General features: G+C 43.7%; 25 protein-coding genes. 12 read left to right on the forward strand and 13 right to left on the reverse strand.

The features are described 5' to 3' along the window. Window positions 1–402: 402 nt before the first annotated feature. The 3 genes from ACQUTD_RS17400 to ACQUTD_RS17410 form a co-directional block, all read right to left on the reverse strand. Window positions 403–1,209 (reverse strand): hypothetical protein, encoded by an 807-nt coding sequence (locus tag ACQUTD_RS17400; protein WP_233100247.1) that lies wholly within the window; start codon window positions 1,207–1,209, stop codon window positions 403–405. Window positions 1,210–1,316: 107 nt separating this feature from the next. Next, window positions 1,317–3,875, reverse strand: coding sequence for an LPD7 domain-containing protein (locus tag ACQUTD_RS17405; protein WP_045409459.1), 2,559 nt, complete (start codon window positions 3,873–3,875; stop codon window positions 1,317–1,319). A gap of 2 nt (window positions 3,876–3,877) precedes the next feature. Beyond that, window positions 3,878–4,234: a plasmid mobilization protein gene (locus tag ACQUTD_RS17410; RefSeq protein WP_045336870.1), complete on the reverse strand. Its 357-nt coding sequence runs from the start codon at window positions 4,232–4,234 to the stop codon at window positions 3,878–3,880. A 436-nt stretch (window positions 4,235–4,670) separates the two neighbouring features. Between ACQUTD_RS17410 and ACQUTD_RS17415 the strand changes: the two genes are divergently transcribed. From ACQUTD_RS17415 to ACQUTD_RS17455, 9 genes are all read left to right on the forward strand, one after another. Further along, the gene (locus ACQUTD_RS17415) at window positions 4,671–5,108 is read left to right on the forward strand and encodes a hypothetical protein (protein WP_045336868.1); all 438 of its coding nucleotides are present in this window, start codon (window positions 4,671–4,673) and stop codon (window positions 5,106–5,108) included. Beyond that, window positions 5,105–5,851, forward strand: a complete 747-nt coding sequence (locus tag ACQUTD_RS17420; protein WP_045336866.1) for a P-loop NTPase family protein — start codon at window positions 5,105–5,107, stop codon at window positions 5,849–5,851. The genes ACQUTD_RS17415 and ACQUTD_RS17420 overlap by 4 nt, the downstream gene beginning before the upstream one ends. A 23-nt stretch (window positions 5,852–5,874) precedes the next feature. Further along, window positions 5,875–6,534, forward strand: a complete 660-nt coding sequence (locus ACQUTD_RS17425) for a hypothetical protein (RefSeq protein WP_045336864.1) — start codon at window positions 5,875–5,877, stop codon at window positions 6,532–6,534. A gap of 4 nt (window positions 6,535–6,538) precedes the next feature. Continuing rightward, on the forward strand, window positions 6,539–7,027 hold the full coding sequence (locus tag ACQUTD_RS17430) for a lytic transglycosylase domain-containing protein (protein ID WP_045336862.1): 489 nt from the start codon (window positions 6,539–6,541) through the stop codon (window positions 7,025–7,027). A 71-nt stretch (window positions 7,028–7,098) separates the two neighbouring features. Then, entirely contained in the window at window positions 7,099–7,419 is a 321-nt protein-coding gene (locus ACQUTD_RS17435; protein WP_191229392.1) for a helix-turn-helix domain-containing protein, read from the forward strand. 39 nt (window positions 7,420–7,458) lie between these two features. After that, window positions 7,459–7,944, forward strand: a complete 486-nt coding sequence (locus ACQUTD_RS17440) for a hypothetical protein (protein ID WP_473277363.1) — start codon at window positions 7,459–7,461, stop codon at window positions 7,942–7,944. Window positions 7,945–7,986: 42 nt separating this feature from the next. Beyond that, the gene (locus tag ACQUTD_RS17445) at window positions 7,987–8,553 is read left to right on the forward strand and encodes a hypothetical protein (protein ID WP_333094956.1); all 567 of its coding nucleotides are present in this window, start codon (window positions 7,987–7,989) and stop codon (window positions 8,551–8,553) included. A gap of 178 nt (window positions 8,554–8,731) precedes the next feature. Beyond that, window positions 8,732–9,106 carry a hypothetical protein gene (locus tag ACQUTD_RS17450; RefSeq protein WP_473277364.1) on the forward strand — a complete coding sequence of 125 codons (375 nt, stop codon included), beginning with the start codon at window positions 8,732–8,734 and terminating at the stop codon, window positions 9,104–9,106. A 22-nt stretch (window positions 9,107–9,128) separates the two neighbouring features. Next, window positions 9,129–9,341 carry a hypothetical protein gene (locus ACQUTD_RS17455; RefSeq protein WP_106672316.1) on the forward strand — a complete coding sequence of 71 codons (213 nt, stop codon included), beginning with the start codon at window positions 9,129–9,131 and terminating at the stop codon, window positions 9,339–9,341. 589 nt (window positions 9,342–9,930) lie between these two features. Here ACQUTD_RS17455 and ACQUTD_RS17460 read toward each other — a convergent pair. The 10 genes from ACQUTD_RS17460 to ACQUTD_RS17505 all read right to left on the reverse strand — a co-directional run bounded on the left by ACQUTD_RS17460 (window position 9,931) and on the right by ACQUTD_RS17505 (window position 19,355). Continuing rightward, window positions 9,931–10,533 (reverse strand): hypothetical protein, encoded by a 603-nt coding sequence (locus ACQUTD_RS17460; protein WP_106672318.1) that lies wholly within the window; start codon window positions 10,531–10,533, stop codon window positions 9,931–9,933. 67 nt (window positions 10,534–10,600) lie between these two features. After that, window positions 10,601–10,861 carry a hypothetical protein gene (locus tag ACQUTD_RS17465; RefSeq protein WP_196345455.1) on the reverse strand — a complete coding sequence of 87 codons (261 nt, stop codon included), beginning with the start codon at window positions 10,859–10,861 and terminating at the stop codon, window positions 10,601–10,603. Window positions 10,862–10,887: 26 nt separating this feature from the next. Continuing rightward, a complete protein-coding gene (locus ACQUTD_RS17470; RefSeq protein WP_473277365.1) occupies window positions 10,888–12,897 on the reverse strand; it encodes a phosphoadenosine phosphosulfate reductase domain-containing protein in 2,010 nt (669 codons plus the stop codon). 42 nt (window positions 12,898–12,939) lie between these two features. After that, complete coding sequence (locus ACQUTD_RS17475; protein ID WP_106672322.1) at window positions 12,940–14,019, reverse strand: DGQHR domain-containing protein; 1,080 nt, start codon at window positions 14,017–14,019, stop codon at window positions 12,940–12,942. 72 nt (window positions 14,020–14,091) lie between these two features. Beyond that, the gene (locus ACQUTD_RS17480) at window positions 14,092–14,526 is read right to left on the reverse strand and encodes an antirestriction protein (RefSeq protein WP_191229395.1); all 435 of its coding nucleotides are present in this window, start codon (window positions 14,524–14,526) and stop codon (window positions 14,092–14,094) included. 263 nt (window positions 14,527–14,789) lie between these two features. Further along, a complete protein-coding gene (locus tag ACQUTD_RS17485) occupies window positions 14,790–16,214 on the reverse strand; it encodes a hypothetical protein (protein ID WP_045336767.1) in 1,425 nt (474 codons plus the stop codon). A 21-nt stretch (window positions 16,215–16,235) separates the two neighbouring features. After that, a complete protein-coding gene (locus ACQUTD_RS17490) occupies window positions 16,236–16,742 on the reverse strand; it encodes a hypothetical protein (protein WP_473277366.1) in 507 nt (168 codons plus the stop codon). 346 nt (window positions 16,743–17,088) lie between these two features. Then, window positions 17,089–17,658, reverse strand: coding sequence for a hypothetical protein (locus ACQUTD_RS17495; protein WP_473277367.1), 570 nt, complete (start codon window positions 17,656–17,658; stop codon window positions 17,089–17,091). After that, on the reverse strand, window positions 17,655–18,008 hold the full coding sequence (locus ACQUTD_RS17500) for a hypothetical protein (protein WP_045336772.1): 354 nt from the start codon (window positions 18,006–18,008) through the stop codon (window positions 17,655–17,657). Before ACQUTD_RS17500 ends, ACQUTD_RS17495 begins: the two co-directional genes overlap by 4 nt. A gap of 12 nt (window positions 18,009–18,020) precedes the next feature. Beyond that, complete coding sequence (locus ACQUTD_RS17505; RefSeq protein ID WP_045336774.1) at window positions 18,021–19,355, reverse strand: FRG domain-containing protein; 1,335 nt, start codon at window positions 19,353–19,355, stop codon at window positions 18,021–18,023. Between the two features lie 420 nt (window positions 19,356–19,775). Between ACQUTD_RS17505 and ACQUTD_RS17510 the strand changes: the two genes are divergently transcribed. The 3 genes from ACQUTD_RS17510 (at window position 19,776) to ACQUTD_RS17520 (ending at window position 21,497) form a co-directional block, all read left to right on the forward strand. Continuing rightward, on the forward strand, window positions 19,776–19,976 hold the full coding sequence (locus ACQUTD_RS17510) for a hypothetical protein (RefSeq protein ID WP_045336775.1): 201 nt from the start codon (window positions 19,776–19,778) through the stop codon (window positions 19,974–19,976). 21 nt (window positions 19,977–19,997) lie between these two features. Next, on the forward strand, window positions 19,998–20,270 hold the full coding sequence (locus ACQUTD_RS17515; protein ID WP_045336777.1) for a hypothetical protein: 273 nt from the start codon (window positions 19,998–20,000) through the stop codon (window positions 20,268–20,270). Window positions 20,271–20,705: 435 nt separating this feature from the next. Further along, window positions 20,706–21,497 carry a tyrosine-type recombinase/integrase gene (locus ACQUTD_RS17520; RefSeq protein WP_106672328.1) on the forward strand — a complete coding sequence of 264 codons (792 nt, stop codon included), beginning with the start codon at window positions 20,706–20,708 and terminating at the stop codon, window positions 21,495–21,497. Window positions 21,498–22,552: the final 1,055 nt, after the last annotated feature.

A 22,552-nucleotide genomic window follows, 5' to 3' on the forward strand; every position in this document is an offset into this window, starting at 1 on the left:
TTAAAGCATAAACAACGTATAACGACGTATGATCTTATAAGCCGGACGCAGTGACAACCACTAAAATGCCAAAGCGTAGAAAAGATGGGATTTGCTACATCCTAGCAGCTGCATACTGACATAAACCCGTGAATGACCCATGGTAGGTTAAAAATTAACGCGCACCATATAAACTGCTATATATCAATAACTTAGGTGCGCTTAACGTGCATTATGTTAAACGTAGAAAATGCTGGAAGACAGTCGATCTTCCAGAAATCGTAAGCCTACGCACACAACCGAATCACTGGAATGCAACCTATCAGCTTCTGGTGACACCATGCTCACGTAACAGGAGCTCAGCTATTTTATCATGCTCAACAGAGGGGTGATCGGACACGACGGAATGATGCGTCACGGCCGTTAATCTTCAGACTGTATTTCCCGGATGCTCTTTAAATCAAGACGGTTTGCACTCCAGACGCCGCTTCCGACCGCGGCGCCGGTGGTCTTTCTAAAGCGCAGGCCGCATTCACTGACCCACTGGGTGGCGGTTGCCCGCAGCCTGACTTCTCGGGGCTGGTAGCATTCTGTAATGATCCCCACGTGCGTCATTGTCTTCCGTTTTTTCTTTTCAGTGACCTGAGTGGCGGTATCTGACGAATCGACCTCAGCTCCGGCGCGGTACTGAGGCAAGATATCCGTAGATATCAGCTGAGGCATCCGGCTGTGTTTCCCATCCTGTTCTGACGCAGCAAGCAAGTTGTCGGCAGTGGCTTTAAGCCAGCCATACAGTATATGGCCTTCGTGAGGAATGACATCCAGGGTCACTTTACGCGTGGTGATTGAGCCTTTAAGATGGCGAACCTTCCGCAGCAAGGAGCTTATCTGCCCGCAAGACTCTATCGGCTCTGCCACAACCCAATCTTTATACTCTTCAAATTGATCGAGGGTCAGGTCGATGTATTCACCGTCTAGTGCGACTATGACGTGACCGTGGATATCAGCATCCTCATTCCACTGCATGGCGATGACATAAGGGAACAGAGTCTTGTCATGGTCTTTGAGATACTTCACAAGAGCCTGACTCGCCAGTTCACAGCAACCGAGCGGAAATGCCCCCAACTCCTTATGCCAGGCAAAGGGCACCGGTTCACTGGCTCGCTCACCCGCAGCCAGCTCCAGTGCGCGGCGGAAGGCCTGGACTCTCAGCTCAATTTCAGGTGTCATAATGCCTGTTCTCCTCACAAATATCTGATCGCGTCTTTGACTGCTGCGCGATATATGGCTGTCGATTCAAAGTGTCTCTCAGGTCTGGCGGTGTGGTAAAGTCAAAATTAATTGGATTTAGGCGACATTTTATCCATATGAATGCCGCTTTCGTGTTTTTCACTCATAGATATAAATTTATTATTCAGATCTTCTCTTTCAAAGCTGACATGAATATTCTTCTCTTTAGCAACCCTGAGAACATTTTCGATAAATGTTTCATCTCCGTTTAGTGTCAAAGGCCGATATCCATTTTTTTCAAGGGCCAGCCTGATAGCGAGTTCAATAGCTTCATCATTTTGTTTCTGCACAACTGACACCCACTCGCGGGAATCAATAACTGCTTCTTTGTTATTAATTAGATAAGAGACAGAACCATTGTTCTTGACTGCATAAGTTACTTTATCCAGCAATACCGTGATGGAGTCAGCCTGTGACTCGAAGTAATTGCTATCTGGTTTTGTTGTCTGCCGTTTCGATGCTTTCCGTAGCTCCTCGAGGGCATGGCGATCGCCTTCATCAGCAAGAATTCGGAGATATTCCAGAAAGCGATTGTAAGTTGAAAGGGACTCTTTCAAAAGAGCACGTTCTTCTTTCTGTTGTTCCTGCAAAACCTGCCTGGCCCTGAGCTTCTGGAGACGAAGAGCCGCAACATTGCTCTTTTTTTCATTCAAGGTCAGGGTGTTATCCTTCCAAACCTCAGACGATTTTTGTCGGAAAGATTTATTTAGCACGGTTCGCTGCCGGGCATGATTTTCTTTGAGTTCTTTCCAGCCAGCGCCATAAGGATTTTGCTCTCTGTCCCACTCTTTAAACTGATGCCAGTAGCTACGCGATGGAGCAATGAAGTCATTGGTAACTTCTTTGCGGATCTGACGGGCATATTCAATTTTTAAGTATTCACCTGCCTCCTGCCAGTTGAGGTTAAGTTCTTTTGTCAGGAAGTCGTTTACGCTGTAAGAGCGGGAACCGCAACGTATGCGGTCCTCCCCATTTCTGGACTTTGTCACTGAGTACTTAGCTGTATCGAGCCCGTGGGAATGCTGCAGACTTTTAAGCAATTGGTGACCATTCATCCTTGACCGAATCAACTGCCAATCCGCTTCTCCAGTTGCGGCTTTCTCAATGAGCCTTTCAGCAACGTCAGACCTTACAGATTCAAGATAGTTATCACTACTGCGGTTTATGTCATTAAACGTGTATCGAACTTCTGCTTCGTGTTGTGCGTGCCAGTCACCGGTGATTACTCTCCGCCCTCCTCTACCTGCATCAGCTCGGTCAATTGGGTATCGCACAGAATCGGAAATTCCGGACTCCCCACCATCCATGACCACAGATTGGTTACTTTGCAAAAGCAACCTGGTTTGTTTGTAGAGGGAAGAATCCAGTTGCCCGAACTGCAGTTGGCGCACGCTATACTGGGAAAGTTTTTGTGTTTCTTGATTGTTGAGTCGAAATAGCCCTGTTCCATCATTGCGTAAAATGCTGGATTTCTGACTACCTTTTTTTCTTCTGACATTATATTTCTCCTTCATTTTTTCAATAAGTAGATTTTGAATATTAATGTCCCGTGCACCAGAAAAAACGGGAACTTGATTCTTTTGAGTTTTATTCACAGATAACAGATTACAAATAACATCCTGTTTTTCATTATCGGATAATTTTTTATACTTCTTAAACTCCTTAGAGTTTGGGTGAAAGTGTTTTATTTCATGGCTACGACGATTTAACCATTCAGTTAATAGTTTCTCATCGCGTTCAAAATCCTGCTGTTTCTTCTCATCATCGCGACGGCCTGAGCTTGATGTAATGAAACTTAATTTTTCATCATATGGTAAATCAATAAAGTCTTTGGTGAATACATAGTCCTTAAGATTAACGCCTTTAACATGCCCTTCTGGAGTAACATTGAGATACTGTTTTTCACCTGGATTTCTGACTTTTACTTTCCCAAGCGCATCAAGTTTGGAAATAAACTTCGTGTAATCAAGATCTTTATCGGAAAGTACTTCAGTCAACAAATTTTCTTTGAAATTCCTAACATCCGATTTAAAAAAATCACCTTTATACTTTGATATAAAATCACTTATATCCGTAACATTAAATCTACGATTGTCTCTTGGGCTTTCTAACCCATAGCGATAGTTGATAGACTCCTGAATGGCTTCAACATACTTCTCATTATGAGGATAATAACCTAATGGATTGAGATACGAACCGTCAACAAGATTCACTTTCGGTATTATAACGTGAATATGTGGTTTCCTGTCTTCCATTTCGCCCGTTTTCTCGTTCAGGACTCTTTTAATTTTTGGTATATGCGCCTCGGCATAGAATGCATACTCGTCCTCGTTATACGCATTCATAAGGCTATTTTTAAAATCCTCAACTACTGTTTTAAGTACTTCCTCTGATATATAATCTTCTTTGAAAGGAAGTGCTATATGCAGATAACGGTCATCACCGGTATCAGGCATAGCGTTAACAATCGCATCCGTTATATCAAGATCACCGGAAAGTATCAGGCGCTTATCAAGATCATCACGGTGCAAATGATTTCCATTCTTTTGCCCTGTGCGAAGGTAGTTAGCGAAACCACTATTATATCCGCGAACACGAACAAGCATTCTTATTTCCTTTGTGACTTTGCGGTCTCTAAAAGAGCAGACACCTTTGATAGGACTGTTTCGACCAGGGCGTCTGAAATCAACCCAGCCTGGTTAGCGATATTTAAGGCATGTGCAATCTGGTTGCAGTTATTGGCAATATTGCTCAGTAAACGAAGACTTTCCCGCATATCACCTGTAACAGGAGCTGGAACAATGATCTCAGTCCGATCTGTCATAACGCATTCACGGAAGAAATCCGATTTAGATAACCCACTTTTCGCAAGGCGGAGTTCATACTCATTCTTGGTCGCAAGGGTTACCCTGAATGCAACTCTTTCTGTTAGTTTTTCGCTTTCAGTCTTGGTTGGCCTTGCCATCTCTCTACCCTAAATTAACGTGAGTTAATGGTGTTGATTTCAGGAGCGTCAGCTCCGGGTTTCAAAGGGGCACCCTTTGGCGCGGGTCATGTGAGAAAAAACGTAGTTTTTGTCGAACATGACGAACGTGCCTGTGTTTTAAGGTCTGACGGCCCTTAAGGCACTGTTTACAGGTGCTAACGCAGTTAAAGCGCATTGCCCCGCATTATTCGCGCATTTCTCGCGCTCCCTCAGCGCATGGTTGCGCATTCACGCGCAGCGTTAGTGCAGGCTACCGCAGAACCTTGCATTGCCTTGCAGGAGCACGCTGTTACTCGCATTACCTTGCATCTGTCATGCAGCACAAACGCAGCATAAAAATAATCTTGCAAGATTGATTTTTTATCGATTATCGCATAGCATTCAAAAAAATTACAACTAATGCGTATTATCTGGAATGCAAAAAGTAAACAGCAGCAATGTAAATTCTGTTTCTGGGGAACAGATAAACAACGAAGAAAAGCTTGCTGAATACATGCAAGCCAATCAGCCGAAAGGGCACAGATTTTCAAAACTGGATCCTGTTAAGCCATACATTTTGTTATTGCATAGAGATGGTTACTCTCACGATCAGATTGCCGCATTCATGAAGATCATTGGCATAACCGCTCATAGCACCACGGTTGGAAGGTACATCCGTAAGTTGAGTTCAGATGAGATAGCTAAAAGTGAGAATGAAGTCGAAAAACCTAAACTTGCTGGAAATACTTTACATCCCAAGCAACCTACGTCCTCACAGCCCAATGCGCTAGCGAATCTGGATGACCTTTCGCGACCGACAGAAAAAACAGCGAAGTACACCCCCTATCAAAGCAACGCAGGAAATAAAGAATGAAAACTTCATTTAAAAAACAAATACATTTTATCATTCAGGGAAAAGGTGGATGCGGTAAATCGCTTCTGGCTTTGATTCTAGGTATGTATTTTAAAATCAATAAAAAGAAGAAGTGCGCGTTTTATGACATCGATCAGGTTAATACCACCTTTACTCAGTACGAAAATCTCGATGTTAAACACCTTCGAATCACTGAGGTTGATAATCTCAATGAGATAAATCCACGCCTGCTTGATGATGTCGTACAAAAAATCATTGATACTGATGCCGAGGTTGTTGTTGTTGATACGGGTTCAAATACTTTCCTGAACCTTCTAAACTATCTTGTACAGAATCAGATATTTGATATTTTTTATGGTATGGATTTTTCTGTGTATATCCACACCGTTATTGTTGGGTCAGGAGATTACAACGACACACTTAATGGCGCGAAAGCTATCATTGAAAATCTGAGTATCCCAGTGATTATCTGGGTCAACGAATACTTTGGACCGGCAATTGAAAAGCTAAAGAACTCTGAACTCAACAGTGATTCCTACGAACATAAACAGAGCATTCTCGCATATATGCTTCTTACTAAACCAAATGAGAAATTACTGGGTCAGGATTTGGTTCTAATGATAACCAACAGACTTACCTTACAGGAGGTTGAATCCAGTGAGATTTTTAGCTTTGTCTCTCGCATCAGGATTAAAAAACATTTTGCAGACGTATTTGCAAAACTTGATGCCATTAAATTTTAATGCGAAAGAAGCACGGAGTAATAATGAATAGCGTCTTTGATAATTTTGACTTGTTTTGTGAAGAAATTTACAAAGAGTTTAAAATAGATGTTCGGGGTGGTGAGTCTGAATACAAAATTCTCGGCTATATGGTTTATACCGCTGTAAAAAAAGCCTATGAGGAAAACTCGTTACGCATGGAAGAAACTGAGAAGAAAATTAATAGCTTTCTTCTTCAGTTTGATGAGCTGGGCACCGGGGTCAGAAAAGCACTCATTTCATCTGTTCAACTCATAGCTGATGCACTGGATAAGAAGTACGAAAGCATTGCTCATTTAAAGGATGAGGTTCAGTCAGACATTCTGAAACAAGCTCAGCAGGAGCTGGAAAACATGGCTGCCCGAATTCTGAAAAATGAGCTGAGTAAAAACGGTCTGACTCTTAACCAACAGCTTAATTCTACGATAAAAGCACTTTCAGGAGCTTCTGATGAGGCGATCAACAATGCAGAGATGGTTGGCCAGAGAGTGAAGAAGTCGCTCTCTGGTACATTGTTCCGCCTGTTCCTGCTTCCAATGGCTGGCACATTTACAGCCATTCTTTTGATACTGATACTCCAGAGTGTGGGAGTCCTGTCGTTACCAGTTCAGGTTCATATTGACGCGGGAGCTCTGGCTGCTCAGCTCAAGTCGGTTATGAGGTAGCGGCATGAAAGCATTTGCCCTTTGTCTTTTCATCTTTATGCTCGTGCCGGCAGCGGGTCAGGCATATTGCTTTAAGGAAGCCGGGGAAGCAATGAAAGTGGACCCTCTCCTGCTTCTCGCGTTTGCGATACAGGAAAGCCACCTGAACAGTAACGCGATCGGAGTTAACAAACCAGACACCAAAGGCTCGATTACCTATGACTACGGGTTGATGCAGATTAACAGCCGCAACGTTGACTCTATCTTCAGACACTTTGGGATAGATAAGAATGTTTTACTGCGCAACCCATGCATCAACGTCTATGCCGGAGCGTATATTGTACGTCGTAACTTTGATCAGTACGGCGTCAACTGGTTCTCTGTGGGTGCTTACAATGCCGGCGTTAAACAGACCCCAGAACAGGAAAGAAAGCGGCAGAAGTATGCAAAGCAAGTACGTGCTATCTACATGAAGCTGCAGGAGATGGATCGCGTAAGAAAAATCGATCTGTAGCTCAACAGGCTGTAATCGAAACATGCAGAATTTGCAGATTTTGTTAGTGATACTTTCATTCAGGAACGAAGATGACTGGATTTGAATTACGCCTTTGGCGCCGTGGATTTGACTGGAGTCAGGAGCGCGCAGCAGAAGAACTGGGGATTTCAGTACGAAGCTACATTACATATGAATCCCATGAACCTCCCAGGATAATTGCTCTCGCTGCTCTGGCCCTCGAAAAGAAAGTAAACGGAAGATCAGACACAGATTTCCTGAAATGGCGACAGGAGCATAAACTGACACAAACAAACGCGGCTAAGATGCTCGGTGTATCTCTACGTTGCTACATCGATTACGAAAAGATTAAGGCACCATATTTTGCCTGCTTGGCTATCCATGCTTTGTAAATGAGCTAATGGAAAGCTTAGCCTATAAAAGGAGAACCTATGTACATCATTGATGCCATGATCACATGCTTAATTTTCTACCCTATCGCTCTATTTTATACTATTTATAAACGAAGGGTATTAGAGGTAACTTTCTTTTTGGTGATATTAGTGTTTGGTGCAGGAATATCACATCTTGCATTCAGAGAATACAATTCTACAGCGAGCGTTATTGATTGCATATTCTTAGGGTATTCTATTAGCTGGATCCCTTTCGCAATTATGTATGGTGTTGCGAAGATATCTTTTGAAGATAGTGAGTTGGGGGTAGAAAAGAATTCAACCGCAGAACCGGCCATTATTATTAATGGCACTAAACTTAACGATGCACAAGCAATGACTCTTCGTTGTGCCTGCTCCCACTTTGGCTCAGACCTGTTGGAGAATGGTCTTGGTAATGATGAAACTGGTAATGCAATGACCACTAACTATTTGGCCAGATTGCGCGAAATAGATCAGTTATTACATTTACATTGTGAATCTTAAACAAATTTGGGGTGATATATGACGAGTAAGGACGTTCTAAAAGTGCTGGCTAACGAAGAAATCAACCTGGAGGAACTTGAAACAGAATCAGTAGCTCATGGGATCGTCAATCTTAACAGTAAATTAATGATGAACGTTGATGAAAAGAAATCTTACCAAAGCGCTGATCTTGTCAAACATATAATTGAATATGATTCATCAATTAAGTGGTCCGTCGAATCAATTTTAAATGGGGTTGAAAAATCTGAAAACAACGGTTATGCATCAGCCGAACTATCCGAGTTAAAGGAAGTGACAGAACAATTTTTAAAAAGGTTAGAAAACATCCAGGAACGTGTAAACCTCAAATGTTATGACCTGGCAGAAAAGACACTTCTTGAGCATGGCATTAAACTTGATGTGGAGAGTGATTTCGAAGTTGACGGTTATAGGTTTAAAGCAACTCCAATCTCAAATGAAATAAACTTTATTGTATCGGATTTATTCTCCCCTGGTGACATCGCTAATATAAACATGCCTCTAGCAAGTGTTACTGTTACTGGCGATAAAAAAATCCGGAAAACACAATTACCAACCAGATTAATTATCAATCTATGGCTGAACAATTAAACCCCATCATCTTATAGTAGACTCTCTGGAGACAGACATGACATTTTTTCTTGCAAGCCTGGCCATTTTTTCTTCCGTCGCATCGTTCTGCTTCAACGGATTCCCTCGTTTTCTCGCCATACTTATTGGCTTACTTGCGAGCTGGATGTTATATAACAATTAAAAATGGTCAATGTTAATGAAAAAAATGGATTACGAATTTGAGGCTTACATTCAGAAACTAAAGTGTGAACTCGACGCGACATTCGGCTCGGGAACTGTAAGCGCACATATAGAAATTTCACCGGTCATTTTATGCCAGCATGCTGAGGATGATGATAATTTTTCGATGGTGTCATGCGATCTTTTATGTGATGCTCCTTCTGCAGGATATGATATTAACATTATCGTCCAAACGGAAAGAAACTTTGAAGAACTGGATTCACCACGCGTTACCTCGCTGGAGGAAGCGAAAAATCTTGCCATGCTCATAGCTCAACAAGTACAAGGCTTCCAAATTATTCCGTCCAGTTATGCTAGCTGCGCGGGGTCTGGCCTGGTAGAATGGCTGTAATATATCGGAAAGGGTATTCACCATGAGTGCTGTAGAAAAAATCCTTGATAGCATAGGACTCAAAACCCATGAACTTTCCTCGCTTGACCAGACTGATAGTCTGATTCTATGTCGTATATTTGAAGCGGTGCAGCAGTACGCGATGTACCGCGATAAGAACCCTGAGCTGGAAAGTGAGTGTGAAGAAATACAGACGGTGATCAGGAAACACCTGAATCAGGGTGTGATCAGATAGGAACAGGCCGCGCAAGCGCCCTTTTTAACACCTCTCTTTTAATTCTCCGCGCAGTTAGACATAAAGGTCATTTTCTATTGAAGAATTCGTGGCTCTAGCCGATACTATTAACAATAAGCTTACCAGCATCAATGCGAGGTACATGTGATAAGGGCTATCCTGATTGCCATACTGTTTTACAAACTTATCGAACATACGAGTAATCTCGATCCGGCAACAGTTATGCTCGTTATTGCGTCATGCTTCATGATTGTTATCCCGGTAATGTTAGTTCGGGAACGCTATCTCGAACGAAAAAAATCGCTTAATGGTTCATCAAGTTAGTTAATCAGGTCGCGACAGCGGCCTTTTTTAAACGTACTTCGTTTAATTCCCACACCCACCTCGACGTTCAGGTAACTCTGTCCAGTTCCGCTAGCTGTTCGGGGTCTGAGCTAGCAGAATGGCTGTTGTCGGACAGTTCCTTTTCTGGAATACTAAGATGGTCAGTTACTGCACGTGGGTACAATCTCAGAACCACTGGCAAATACCACCTTCAATTTGCCATATAAAAACCTCCCTGTAAGGGAGGCTTCTACCGCAGTCAGTCTCAAATCGTTGTTAACACCATCACATATGTTTCAGGCTGAATCTTAATGATATTCAGGATCGCGCCTTTTTCAGGAAGTCCTACTTTATTATTGGTCGCGATTTCTTTACCTTTATTGTTCGCATTAATAAACTGATTGAGAACAACACTTCCATTATCAAATTTACCTCTGGCGGTATTGATTACTGAAAGACTGAAATCATTAGTCTGAGTGTACAGTCGTTCAGGCATGACTCCTTCCAGCCTTGACCTACTCTCAATTCTGACGTTTTTTTGTAATGCTTTTGAAAGTACTGACGGAGTAAATCTAAGCCCTGTCCGGCTCGGTTTAAAAATAACAATTGTTCCGTTCTGGATATTCTCCAGATCGTTCAGGTTTGCCGTTGACGTGGCAAACCCGGTCTTTTCAATTTCTGAGATCGTCTTTTTAATTGCGGATGTGTTTCTTGCATTTACCCTATATATATCAACCGCCTGTGCTACGCTTAGCGAGTTTTTATTCTCGACATTAACTTTGTTCATCTGTACAGTTGCGGTTTGTTCAGTGGCTGCGAAACAGGAATATGACAATACCAGCAATAGCCCTACTGTGATTTTTTTCATTTACTATCCTTACCATTTGTTATTAATGATTCATTACTAGATCACCAATATTATCATCATATACGCATTATTTGTAATTACTTTTTTGATTAAATTCCTTAATGAATATTTTCCCTTGCCTGCTCTTTGTGAAATCCCCTTCTAACAGATCAGCAACACTACCAAATGTAGTATTTTTTTCATACTGCATAATTTCACGACCATCTTTAAATACATTGTAGGTTCGCTGGGTTACTGAGTATGAGTCTTCAGCAAGTTGCGTAACGGATAATGTAAATTTCTTATTACCCTTGGAGTTGATATTTGTATTCTGAAAAATGACTAACATGGTGAACCCTGTTCAATTTGTTATTATCATGCAGCTTCATGTTGTTGTGCAGACATACCAGACGCCTTAGCCAGGTACTTTACGTCACATGCACAGCTCGTGCGGGCAGTATACAAAACAAGATACAGAGCACTCCACCAACGCAATCTGACCAGCTGGGCCTCTAACGTCCTGGCAAGTAAAGAATGAAACTTTTTCTGGCTAATGACCCTGATATCTTTTCGGGCCCGGACTGTCTCCATCGTTTGCTGCCCGGATAACCCCATCTTGTGGAGTGTCTGTCCGCGCTGCATCATTCGATCATACATCGCAGCTTTGCCGGCAGCGATTTGAACTGCTCCAAAGCGCAGGTAGTACTGGGCAGCACTGCCCGGAGTGCTGCCTCCGTTACGTATTTTATCCTGCAGATATTCATATTCGTTCCAGACGATGAATGCAGCCGCCTCTTCATCTACCGAAAGTTCAGGTTCCTGGCAAAACGCCACCACTCTTTTATCACCCTCAGCAGTACGTATAACGCGTGCTGCCCGGCCGTCATCTCCGCCATCGAAGTAAGCCATCTCAGCAACAGGATCGGCCAGCCCTGAAAACAAAGACCCGTCTCCCCAGTGACCAACTTTAACCCATAACGGGGCAGGTATGGGGCTGCGCGGAACCGGCAACATTACAGGTTCGTCATCGAGCAGATCAAGCTGGCCATAAGTCCACACCTGATGAAAGATCTCCAGGGCCCGATGCGGGGAAGCATTGAAATGGTGGAATCCCCACATGAAATCGATATGAACCAGAGCAGCTTCCGACACAATCCTGAACTGTGGCTCAGCCATTCTGAGATTTTCCTCGCTTTGTTCAAGCTCTCCTGACATCAGCTTTTCATAGACCTCATTTGCCCGTCGTTGCTCCACATAATCAACGCTGCAGCAGATATGAAGCAGGCGTTCCAGGAAGGCCGGTGAATAAACATCAGGCTGAAGCTTAATATACCCACGGCCGTAAAGTGTCCTCCCAACTGGGTGCCGGTCCTCCCATGCATATCTTCGCTTCGCAAGATAGCTTTGAATACGGCTCAGATACTTCATATAGCCATACCTCTCTTCATCAGAAGTAAGGAGATTTTGCATGGACTTATCAAGACCCACAGCCTGGCAGCTCCAGCACCCGAACCTGGCTCCACATGCACCACTGCTTTTTTTGTCTGCCAGCGTCCAGACACATTCACCGGTCGCCGCCCGGTACATCTCAGCTGTTTCAAGATTGTCAGAGAGATAGCTTGGCAAAGGATACCTGGGGTCTGCACCAGACATAAGCAGGTAATCCCAGACGTCGGATGCCAGCCAGTTCTTCACCGGATAGAGTTCGCCACCCTGCCGTCCTTTCACCACGGTGTCAGAGCGCCCCTTCTTTTTGGCAATATTACCGGCCCTGATCTTGCTTTCCGCATCCCTGCTCCCAAGCATGAGGCAGATAGGACCTTTGATACCGCGCTCGCTGATGAAAGCTGATTTAGCTCTTCGTGCGGACTCTATTTTGAGCTCGTGGGAGCACTGTCTGGCGCTGCTGTTGGTGAAGGTAGGTAGCCCACGCCCGGTCAGGATCCTACCTGTCCAGCTGGAGGTCATACATGGACGGGCAATGACAACACTGAGAGGTAACTGCTCAGCTTCAATAAACTGTTCCAGAGCTGCAAGTTTCTTTCTGGCCAGCCACGAAACTTCAGGATTTTCCACACCGGTATCGGTATGAAGTATGAAATGGTTACGGCTTGTCAGCTTGCCGTTACGTACCGCCCGGACGAGAGCGATAAGAAACAAATGAAGGAGAACCTCTGAATCCTTTCCGCTGGAGTAACCGAGCATCATAGTCCACCCCTCAGTGATGGCCTTATAGATCGAGGTAATGGAATTAGCTGCAAGCTCTCCAACGCTCACTCTGCCTGCTTCGGAAAACTGAAGGTCCTGATGCTGACGCAAAACGTTAAGCGAATCGTCCCACTTATCATTTTTGAATATGATGTTGGTGTTTGTTAATCCAAACATAGTGTTCTCCTCCCGAATGACGGCGGGTGTCCGAATAAGAAGTTAAACCGAAAAAGTGTTAGACAGAATCGCTTCAACCAGCCGTGAAGCGGCTGCACGTTGACCACGGATACTGGTTATGATCTTCCCTGTCTCAGCGCTCACGCACAGGCCTGTCCATTTCGCGTAAAGGAAAAAATCATCCCGTTCCCGGCGAGTTGTTTTCGTGGCCATGTCTGACATGCGGCGACAAAGCTCAGCAACACTCATTTGCTCAAGCAGCTCCTGGACGGCAAACCCAAAACCGTTAATCAACACGCCAGTGAAAGTCAGCCACTCGCTTGAATACTCACTGTACTCAGTGCTTACAACATCATTAAGGCCTGTAAACGCTACCCAGGCTCGCCAGACGGCGTTAAGGTCATCGCGTAAAGCAACAGTGTCTGCATCATCAGTAAACCGAATGAAGCGCCCTGAGGCGTCGCAGAGAGCCTTAAAGGACAACCATGCGCCATTCCTGCCAGTGATATTGGTTCGCTCAAAATCCGTCTTGCTGAAAAGCGTCGGGTTACCCTCAACCACCTCCTTGACCAGCTGGCTCAGACCATTGGTGTGATCGTAGGCGAGGTTGATTGCGGCATTAGGCTTAGAAGCATTGCCATTGATGTCTGAGAAAAACTGCTGATGCGTTAACAGGGGCTGATTTACCGACAGTTCCAGGGTGACCGTCTCAGTGTGTAAATTGGCAAATTGTCTGCAAACTTCCATGATACCCGCGTTACGGTGCTGGCCATCAAACAGACTGATTTTTGCACTCATGGGTATAGTGATCGTACCAAACCCTGAATATTCCGGTGATGGGGTGACCACGACGTCTCCGGCAATATTTCCAATCAGTGGAGGTATAATGTAGTCCTTGCTCTCCTGCAGTGCCGATGAAACGTAACTGGCAAAAGCACCGGCCCTGCGGGTGTTAAGTTCGCGCTGCGCACGTTTTAAAGTATGAGTTGAATTGTCAGCTGCAATTACACGCATCAGTTCTTCAAAATTGATACTGAGGGTGATAACAATACGCCCGCCCTGGTTACCAATAAGACAAGGGTAAGTGAAAGTATTCAGATTATTCAGATTTACGTTATTCATGGTATTTCCTTCTGTAGCTTACAGAGGCCGTTGAGATATAAACGGCCTTTTAAACTAAAAAAATGTTATAAATTAAGATTTATAAAAAGAAACCAGCGACTCATATAATGCATACGCATCACTTGTACAAACCATTTTCGCGTAATCATGAAGGATTTCGAAATGAGCCATCATTCGCTCAACTTCAATATCGTTTACTTTCGCAGCCCTAAGAATAATCACAAGGAAAAGCTGAGTGATAATAATCCCAAACTCGGTTTCATTAACATCAACGAAACTTTGCTGATTGGGGGACATAACAGTATAAAGTGCCAGTTCAGCAGGAACATAATAACCATAATGGTTATTTAGTTCACAATAATTAAATGTAGTATTCCACACCGAAAATAAATTATCTTCGATAAGATTCATAATAACTTGAGGAGCATATTTCGAAAAGCGTCCGAAAGCTAATGCAGTCGCATGGGACATGGCAGTAGTGCCAACATGAGTAGTTAAGATTTGCATAAGATAACTCGATCCCGAATTACGGCGGGCGTCCGGTGGAAAACATTTTTCCATGTGAATATAATATCAAAACAGCACCCTTTTGACCAGGGCGACAATGATAAAAAATAAAATATTTAACGACTCTGATGCTGATGCGTCAATAAGTAAATCGTGGGGCCCCACTTGTGGGTTCCGATTTAGTTGTTGAAGCCACTACCTGTAATTAACCTTATATAGGGGGGTTGGTGTCCACAGGATGCCAACCCCCATGATAAGCGTATTTAATTAAACCTGATCCTGTTGTGGGCGCGTTCGTGAATACCTGGCTCGGCCTCCATGACCTCTTCCTCCAGAAGGGCTGTACCAGTGGCAGGAGTATCTTCATTCAAAACCATAATAGGCTGGAAGAACTCTTTAATACTAGCGGATTGCAATGTCGGAGCTGAGGTATTTGATGCTCCATCACTATCATTATATTCGGTAACAACATCATCAATATTTTGATAGTCTTTCGCATTACTTAATAGCTTTTCATTATTCGTAAATAATAGTTTAGCGCTTTCAGACTTATCTAAATATTCTTTTAGTCCATGAGAATCCATACTGCGAATTTTATCATCACCAGGAACTTCATAAACTGAGACTTCATAATTGTGACCTGATGACTTATGGACTTTGGTTAAAAAATTCATTTGCTTTATTGCTTCATCCAAACTGTCTTCAATAAAGCAAGAATCACTTAATTCTTCATAAACAACATGTACTACCGGAGCTGATGATTGTACAGAAACAGAGACGGATTGAGCATTAAAATTTCTAACGGACTCGGTGAAATCACCAATAACAGCATCACCGGGAAAATCATTAACCGTTGTCCAGAAATCAGATGTTACAAGCTTCAGCTCGATTTGTACTATCTCGTCCCTTATTTGCCGGCAAGTATCGTAATTATCCGCACGCTGATTTTCCGGGAGCTCTTTGTTCAGACGGGCCTTTTTATCATGAAGTTCATGATACGCAGCATCAGTCAGAGGTTCGGGAACAACGTATGCCTGTTTATCATACTGCCAGAACCCGGCAAAGAGAGGGTCTCCTATTGGGTTATAGACAGTAAATAACCTGGGACTGTAGTACCCGGGCAAGGGATCGTGCCCATCGAAATGGTTCTGATTAGTTTCAACAGTTTCTTTTTGAAACTTCTCAACTAAAGCTAAAGCTTCCTGAATCGTATTGGCACCCTCACCTATCTCGAACTCGATTTCAGCATTGTAGGTAGAGTAACCATCATCATCAACACACGTGTGCCAGCCTTCCACAAGGACACGTAGTTCCTTGTCTTTACGTATTTCGTTAAGTTTTGCATCATCCTGGATTTTCTTGGACCTGGCTAATACTTCCTCAACATCAGGAAGCAACTCACCGGGTTTAGCCTCGTTACGCATTGTCCACCAAACTTCAGCATCTGGCCGGTTTTCATAACATTTAAGGCTCAGTTCATCTACTGCACTGGAGATAGATAACGCAAGAACGTAATTAAATTTACTGTCGACAGCTCCGGCATCATATAAAGCACTAAACTGACCAACGGCATTACCCAGGCGCGATTCGCACTCCTCGGCTGTGATCAGTTTGGTCTCATAAAGGGCTCTGATAACGTCAATCTGACCTTCAATCTTTGCCAGTTCTATAGAATTATCAATAGTCATTTTTTTCTCCGGGCGTGATAGTTATGGATTCATTTGCGATCTGGCAGCAGCTCGGGGTTCAGTGGTTCCAGAGTATGCGCAGTTTTCTTTGATAGCATTCATAACATCGGTTTTCTGGCGAATCGCTTCGAGGGCTTTGTCGACAATATCGTAATATGCATTACGGTCATCCTTCGGAATCGCTAATTCGGCTACGAATGAAGAGGCGTCTTCCAAGGAAAACAGCTCAATCATTCTTTCCTTATTCTCGTTCATCCAGGCTTTGTAATTTTTACCTGAAGCGAGGAAAACTTTGCTCTTGTTTTCTTTTTCAATGAACTTTATTGATTCTTTGTTTTCTGCGCTATCAGGATCGTTTCCCTTTAATTTATTTACAATGAAAGGGTCACTTGTAAGTACCAGTACGTCATTATCATCAATGTTACCCAGTATCTTATCGAATCGGGCTTCCTGCTCACTTCTGTCATTCAGAGCCCCTTGTGTAACTCTATTGAATAACTCATTCATAACCTTAGCTTGCGTTTCCATAACCTCTCCATCAAAAAATAAGATTAACTTTCACTCAATACGTATTATATGTAATTTATGGGCAGTGGTCACGTCCTCGTGGTGCAAAAAACACCCTGATTAGAGGTGGGTTGACTCGTCTGATCAAAGGAGATAGCTTGCCTGGCACACGCTCAGCAGCCTGCAGCAACAACCCGCACACCTTTTTAAGTCCGACTATTTAGTCAGACGAGTGTTACTAATGGTGAAAGTTTCCAGATAAAGTATCGGTTCGAGAAACCAGGCTGTTCAGATGCAGAAGGTGTGAAAAAGGCTCCAGTAGGAGCCTATTTAAGCTTTAGTATCTGTCGGAAACGCTTTTTTTAATTTAGTCCAGTGAATGTTCACCACGAATCTTTGTATCATAAATTTGCTGAATAAGAATTTCCTGTGTATTACCACGTACCACGCGACGCGTTACCCAGAAATAAATAATTAACATTGCATAGTGAAAAGTTGTTGCGTTTAGTTCAATATAAAGGACAAGTTCCTCCGTATCTTTTGGGTGAAAAGGGTGAAAACGTGGCACTTCCTTTGTATAATCAGTAAATGATTTCTCGACCCAGGCGCTCAACTGATTAGTTTCATCTATAGGCGGCGACTGTATTATTCTAATAGCCCTACGTACGCGGGGGAAATATCCATAAAATATTGGATTACCATCGGTTTCATCCCATCTTCTTTTTAAGTCTATGACTCGATTCATTCCACGATGCTCGGTAGGGTACCTTAGTACCCGTGCAACCTGAGGATGAGAAACTAATTTTAATATTTCCCTGTCATATTCCATCGATATTGCACGATCACGTAAAACTTCATTTATTTTTTGATGCCAGAAATTGTGAGCGGCTAATTTATCTTCAAGCCTTCTTACCGATTCACTGAAATTATCGTTCATGCTTGCTTCTCCACTTTAAAAGCTAACCCGCCATTGACCTCCAAATCGACTCTTTCTTTTCGGGTGCTCCGTACAGGGAAGGTTTTATTTATTGGTGCATATGCTCCACCTGCGACGTAAGCTGCCTGAATATAGTTCCTTGCGTCATTAAATGCTGTTTGGCGAAGCTTGGCTTCCTCGGCCTGCAGTTTGGATTCTAAGTCCTGAAGCATTTTATTTCCCTCTTCTGTTGAAGGAGGTATTGGAACAGCCCAGGCAACTGATGATTCAAGCTTTTGTCCCTGAGCCTGAAACCTTCCTCTATGTGCCTGTTTGGCTGAGTTTTTAGCAGTTTTTGGTTTCTTTGCCATTGTCTAATTCCTTTATGATAATGATAAATACCTTTTAGTAATTTCCGCTGCCGTTTTCTCCATACTAGGGTAGACGGTACTTTCGGATATATTAAGCTGTGCCAGCTCAACAAGAATGTTGTTTTTATTGGCTACTTCAACTCTGTTAAGAGGGAAGTCAGCATCTGTTTCAGGTAAAACCGGATCTAGTCCGAACAATAAAAACGCACCTGCCTGAGACTGTATACGTTCATTATTGATTTTAGCCTTAAGGAAAATGACCTTTTTTAGATCATCCGAAATTATTTTGTTTCTGAAGGAGGATTTTTCATTCTGTATGAGGTCTGCAAGTTTATCAGTGAGTTCCGATATCTCTGAAGAATCTTTTCTGTCGACAATTGCTGATAATTTCCCAAGCTCTTCATATGATAAAAGCGACAAGTTTGCTATGCAGCTCACTGTATCAGAGTCAAAATATTTTATTTTCTTTCTCTCTGTTGAGAAAGATATTACCTGGCCATTGTCGTCAGGGTTAGAACAGCACGCAAAATAGAGTGCTATCAGTGGGTTGGATGTGATATCCAAGAGTCTTGTAGGCAAGCCGTAATGCTGCATACGTACAAGCTTATCTATCGTATAATTATCTTCCCTGAAGTCATTTGGTCTTGCTGTCAGTATTTCTCGAACTAAGTCAGCCTCTGATGCCAGATGTCTGTGAGTACCGTTTTCATTTTTTCTGTAAAGAGATGGCACAAGCTCATATGCACTTTTAGAGTGTCCGCGATAAAAGGTTACGAGACCTTCCTGAGTGTTTTCTTTAATAAACTCGAGATATCCTCTGATATCCGAAATGACCTGGTAAGTTTGTTTTTTTAAATTTATTTTTCCAATCGACCGGGCTGTTTTAATGTTTAAACCAAGCCATTCCAGAACAGTATTCAAATTTTTATCTTTTACAGCCCAGTGGGTACGACTCAACCCGAAAGATCCAAGTTCAAGCACCTGCTTATATAATGCAGTTTTGGGGTTTTCTATTTCTCCAAAATCATGGTTAATCTTAAACGAAAATAAAATATCATCCCCATCTTTATGTAAATTGCTTATTTCCCCAAGCCTGATCCTGATGTACCTGTTTTTATCATTATCATCATCTTTCATATAGGTTTCGGTCATAAACAATACCGGTAGCCGGGCGAGTGCTTTTAGGGTTTCTGGTCTTACAGGTATTAATTTGCTGTAGATACTGGTTGGGGTGCCTTCCAGTATGCGGGACATCGAGAAGCTGTCGTTGCCCTCTTTAAGCTCAGGATTCATGCACGGCCAGCGGTCAAAAACGTCCGGCTCTCCGGCCATGATTAAGTTAAACATCGCAATCTCCTGATTTTACTGACGAAAATTTGAGTATTTTTTTTTATGCCTTCATTTTGTCTTAAAGTCACAACGGTTGTCCATGGTTGTTTGTCTCTCATAAGTCACAAATATTTGGATGTTTGTTTTAATCAAATCTTGCCAACCGATAGGCTAAAACAATCAAATTTCCTTATTTTGTCCCACACAAACCCACCGCCGTCTCAAAGGCACTTAAAATATGCCATTTTTAGCGCCTGGAATGCCACTAATTCCCACCATCACAGTCAGTTTCGAGTTTTTTTTCATTTTTTTATCCACACGCCAATAACGGGCTGTTTAAATCCACAGGATGGACAAAGCAATCCTTTCGCCCAATACTGATGACGAACCCCAGGTTCACATGTATGTTAAATCTCACTCCGTTAGAGGAATTCCCAGATGGGTAAAGTAGTTAAATTTCAACCAAAGCAGGTAACTGCTAAACGTGATCCGTGGTGTTCGCCGCTCACACTGGCTGACGGCACACAAATTTCTGGTGGCGCCGCACGCGAGAAACGCCTGAAGGCTGTCGGGGGAGTGGAAGAGCTGCTGCGTCAGACTCTGGCCAACGCGTCACACATTGCATCCAAGACCGGCTAACCCTTTGATAAGAGGTAAAAAATGGGATTTTTTGATAACAACACGCTCACCGGCAACATCGCCCGCATTCAGGAGATGAAGCAGGGTAAAGCAGGGAACAAGAAAATCAGCGATACCTTCAAAAAAGAAGGTATGGAGCTTGAACCTCACCATATCAAGGCGTTATGTGAGGCAGTGCCCCAGCTGAAGAAAAAAGTTCTCCGGAAGAAAACGGCACAGGCAGTGATTACTGAATGTGCAGCCAGCAGTACAGAACGCAGTTCCGGAGGTGATTTTGTTCCTGAAGGAACCTGAAACCCTTAACATGAAAGGCAAATATTAGCTGGTACAGTGATATTTGCCTTTTCCCCACCACGCCTTCTTTCTTTACTTGTTCTGCGTCAAAAGTGTTATAGATCCGCACGCCCTCCCCTGCCCCGTGTTTTCCTGAATTTCCTGGATATGCCCCCTGCCCTTACCTCAGACCACAACATAAAGTGGCCCGCTGCCGCGTACACCTGAATTAATCAGGGACGCAGGATCTTTTTTATGCGTTAAAACTCGAATAATGGCAAAAAGTTACGCAAAGAGGATCTGCCGTCAGGTATTTATTTTCCGTGCAGCGGCCAGAATGATGATGCACAATACTGTACAGAGACACAGTTATCCGTACCTGAACCTGCGAAAAAAATTTCGTATACGAAAATTTTGGTGCGTGCGGATTTTAAATTCTGAGGAAAATTCAGGGCTATGACTCAGCAGAATTCACGTAGCGCGCTGCGCGATTTTTCAGGCCATGTGGTGATCGGGGACCAGAACAACGCGTCACTCTGGCATCAGACAGATTGGAACCGGGCAATCACCCTTCGCAGGATGGTGATCGCCAGCGGCGCGGGCCCGATGTATCTTCTCGCGCCGGAAGTCTCTGCCCTCCTCTGGTATATGGAAGATCTCCGGCAGCTGGCGTATTTCTCCACGCTCTGGAACACCGGCGCCCGGCCAAACGAGGGTCTCGCCCTCTCCCGCCAGGATTTTGACATGAATGCAGTTCAGCCTTTCGTTACCCTCAGAACGCTGAAGCAGAGAAGCCGCGGCCGCGGCAGGCCTTCGAAGGATGAAGCTGTTAAACGCTCGGTGCCGTTGTTCGATCCGTCGTATGCGAAACTCATGCGCCAGTTCTTTGCCACCTTCCCTACTGCAAAATCTGCGCCACTCTGGCCGGAGTCGCATGATACGGTTGGCCGGTGGCTGAAGCGTGCCGTTGACCGCGCTGCTCAGGATGGCGTCACCTTTACGCTTCCGGTCATTAACCCGAAAACGCTCCGTCACAGCTTTGCTGTACACCTGCTCTATAACCGCGTGCATCAGCGTGAGCTGCAGGAACTGATGGGTCACAAGTGCGCTGAGAGTACGCAGGTATATACCCGTATCTTCACTCTCGACATTGCAGCCGGCAATCACATCACCTTCAGTTTCGACAGTCAGACGGCCGTTGAGGCATTACGTCTTGGCAGTACGGACACCTCACTTCTTTCCGGGTAGCGGCGATCAAAATTTTCGTATACGAAATTTTTGGTCCGTTGCCGCTATACTCCCCTGCTTTTCAACTCATACCCCCTGGCCGGTTCTGGATTATATCTCGCCTGATGTTGTCCGTAGCCCATACTCATGCGCCGGGCTGGCTCTGTGTTATTCTTTGTACTTTTTCGTATACGAAAATTTTTTGTATTGTCGATTCCTGATACGCGTTTGAACGATAATGTCCCGTACACCTGGTTTTAAGTTGCCGGTAAAATATACAAGGCAGAGGCATACCTCAAGACGAAAAATGACGTTATGAATGCACCTGGCGCCCTGATACCCTGAGCAATTTTTCGTATACGAAAACTTTGAGGTTTGGTCCTTTTTTAACCCCAGGCTCACGGACGTTTTAGCATCATCCGGACCGGATGAAATTATGTCTTACTGATTTTCGTAGACGAAAATATCTCGCTAATCTCCCGATGCATTCCCTTAAGCACCGGGAAGGGCTTCACCGTTTTATCGTACGCAAACTTATCTTCTGCCGACGTCCCTACTCCGAACCAGTAAGACAGTTGTAACGACAAGTAAAAACTACCTGAACCTGGATTTTCGTACACGAAATTCCAGTGTTCAATGGAAGAAAGCTGAGAAGGGCAATCTGGTCACCGTTCACTTCCGGCAGTACAACACCGTTCTTCGGCAGTGAACATAGCATAGTCGGCAATCTGCTTGGCTATCGAAGGAGCTGCCACTTCATTCGGCCAGGTTGAGCTATGATCGCGTTGAATATTCGTACACGAAAATTTTGCTGATACTTATTCATCTGGTATGTACCAGTCACGTGATTTTTTGAAAGGAAGGGAGGTGTGCAGAACCTGAATTTCGTGTACGAAAACTTTAAGGTGCATAAACAGGTGAGGAGAGGAGGGCGATCAGGTTACCGCTCTCCTTCAGCTGTGCTACATCATTCTATGTTAGTGAAATATGTATAGCTTGGAATCTGTCCGCAAACCTGAGTTACTTCCGATATCATTCGGCCAGGTCACGCCGTTACCGCCTGGAATTTTCGTACA

The organism is Enterobacter sp. K510 (genome assembly GCF_055804875.1).

Coding starts and splice junctions, on each gene's coding strand:
- ACQUTD_RS17400 (WP_233100247.1), bottom strand. CDS start 1,209: ATGACACCTGAAATTGAGCTGAGAGTCCAGGCCTTCCGCCGCGCACTG.
- ACQUTD_RS17405 (WP_045409459.1), bottom strand. CDS start 3,875: ATGCTTGTTCGTGTTCGCGGATATAATAGTGGTTTCGCTAACTACCTT.
- ACQUTD_RS17410 (WP_045336870.1), bottom strand. CDS start 4,234: ATGGCAAGGCCAACCAAGACTGAAAGCGAAAAACTAACAGAAAGAGTT.
- ACQUTD_RS17415 (WP_045336868.1), top strand. CDS start 4,671: ATGCAAAAAGTAAACAGCAGCAATGTAAATTCTGTTTCTGGGGAACAG.
- ACQUTD_RS17420 (WP_045336866.1), top strand. CDS start 5,105: ATGAAAACTTCATTTAAAAAACAAATACATTTTATCATTCAGGGAAAA.
- ACQUTD_RS17425 (WP_045336864.1), top strand. CDS start 5,875: ATGAATAGCGTCTTTGATAATTTTGACTTGTTTTGTGAAGAAATTTAC.
- ACQUTD_RS17430 (WP_045336862.1), top strand. CDS start 6,539: ATGAAAGCATTTGCCCTTTGTCTTTTCATCTTTATGCTCGTGCCGGCA.
- ACQUTD_RS17435 (WP_191229392.1), top strand. CDS start 7,099: ATGACTGGATTTGAATTACGCCTTTGGCGCCGTGGATTTGACTGGAGT.
- ACQUTD_RS17440 (WP_473277363.1), top strand. CDS start 7,459: ATGTACATCATTGATGCCATGATCACATGCTTAATTTTCTACCCTATC.
- ACQUTD_RS17450 (WP_473277364.1), top strand. CDS start 8,732: ATGAAAAAAATGGATTACGAATTTGAGGCTTACATTCAGAAACTAAAG.
- ACQUTD_RS17455 (WP_106672316.1), top strand. CDS start 9,129: ATGAGTGCTGTAGAAAAAATCCTTGATAGCATAGGACTCAAAACCCAT.
- ACQUTD_RS17460 (WP_106672318.1), bottom strand. CDS start 10,533: ATGAAAAAAATCACAGTAGGGCTATTGCTGGTATTGTCATATTCCTGT.
- ACQUTD_RS17465 (WP_196345455.1), bottom strand. CDS start 10,861: ATGTTAGTCATTTTTCAGAATACAAATATCAACTCCAAGGGTAATAAG.
- ACQUTD_RS17470 (WP_473277365.1), bottom strand. CDS start 12,897: ATGTTTGGATTAACAAACACCAACATCATATTCAAAAATGATAAGTGG.
- ACQUTD_RS17475 (WP_106672322.1), bottom strand. CDS start 14,019: ATGAATAACGTAAATCTGAATAATCTGAATACTTTCACTTACCCTTGT.
- ACQUTD_RS17480 (WP_191229395.1), bottom strand. CDS start 14,526: ATGCAAATCTTAACTACTCATGTTGGCACTACTGCCATGTCCCATGCG.
- ACQUTD_RS17485 (WP_045336767.1), bottom strand. CDS start 16,214: ATGACTATTGATAATTCTATAGAACTGGCAAAGATTGAAGGTCAGATT.
- ACQUTD_RS17490 (WP_473277366.1), bottom strand. CDS start 16,742: ATGGAAACGCAAGCTAAGGTTATGAATGAGTTATTCAATAGAGTTACA.
- ACQUTD_RS17495 (WP_473277367.1), bottom strand. CDS start 17,658: ATGAACGATAATTTCAGTGAATCGGTAAGAAGGCTTGAAGATAAATTA.
- ACQUTD_RS17500 (WP_045336772.1), bottom strand. CDS start 18,008: ATGGCAAAGAAACCAAAAACTGCTAAAAACTCAGCCAAACAGGCACAT.
- ACQUTD_RS17505 (WP_045336774.1), bottom strand. CDS start 19,355: ATGTTTAACTTAATCATGGCCGGAGAGCCGGACGTTTTTGACCGCTGG.
- ACQUTD_RS17510 (WP_045336775.1), top strand. CDS start 19,776: ATGGGTAAAGTAGTTAAATTTCAACCAAAGCAGGTAACTGCTAAACGT.
- ACQUTD_RS17515 (WP_045336777.1), top strand. CDS start 19,998: ATGGGATTTTTTGATAACAACACGCTCACCGGCAACATCGCCCGCATT.
- ACQUTD_RS17520 (WP_106672328.1), top strand. CDS start 20,706: ATGACTCAGCAGAATTCACGTAGCGCGCTGCGCGATTTTTCAGGCCAT.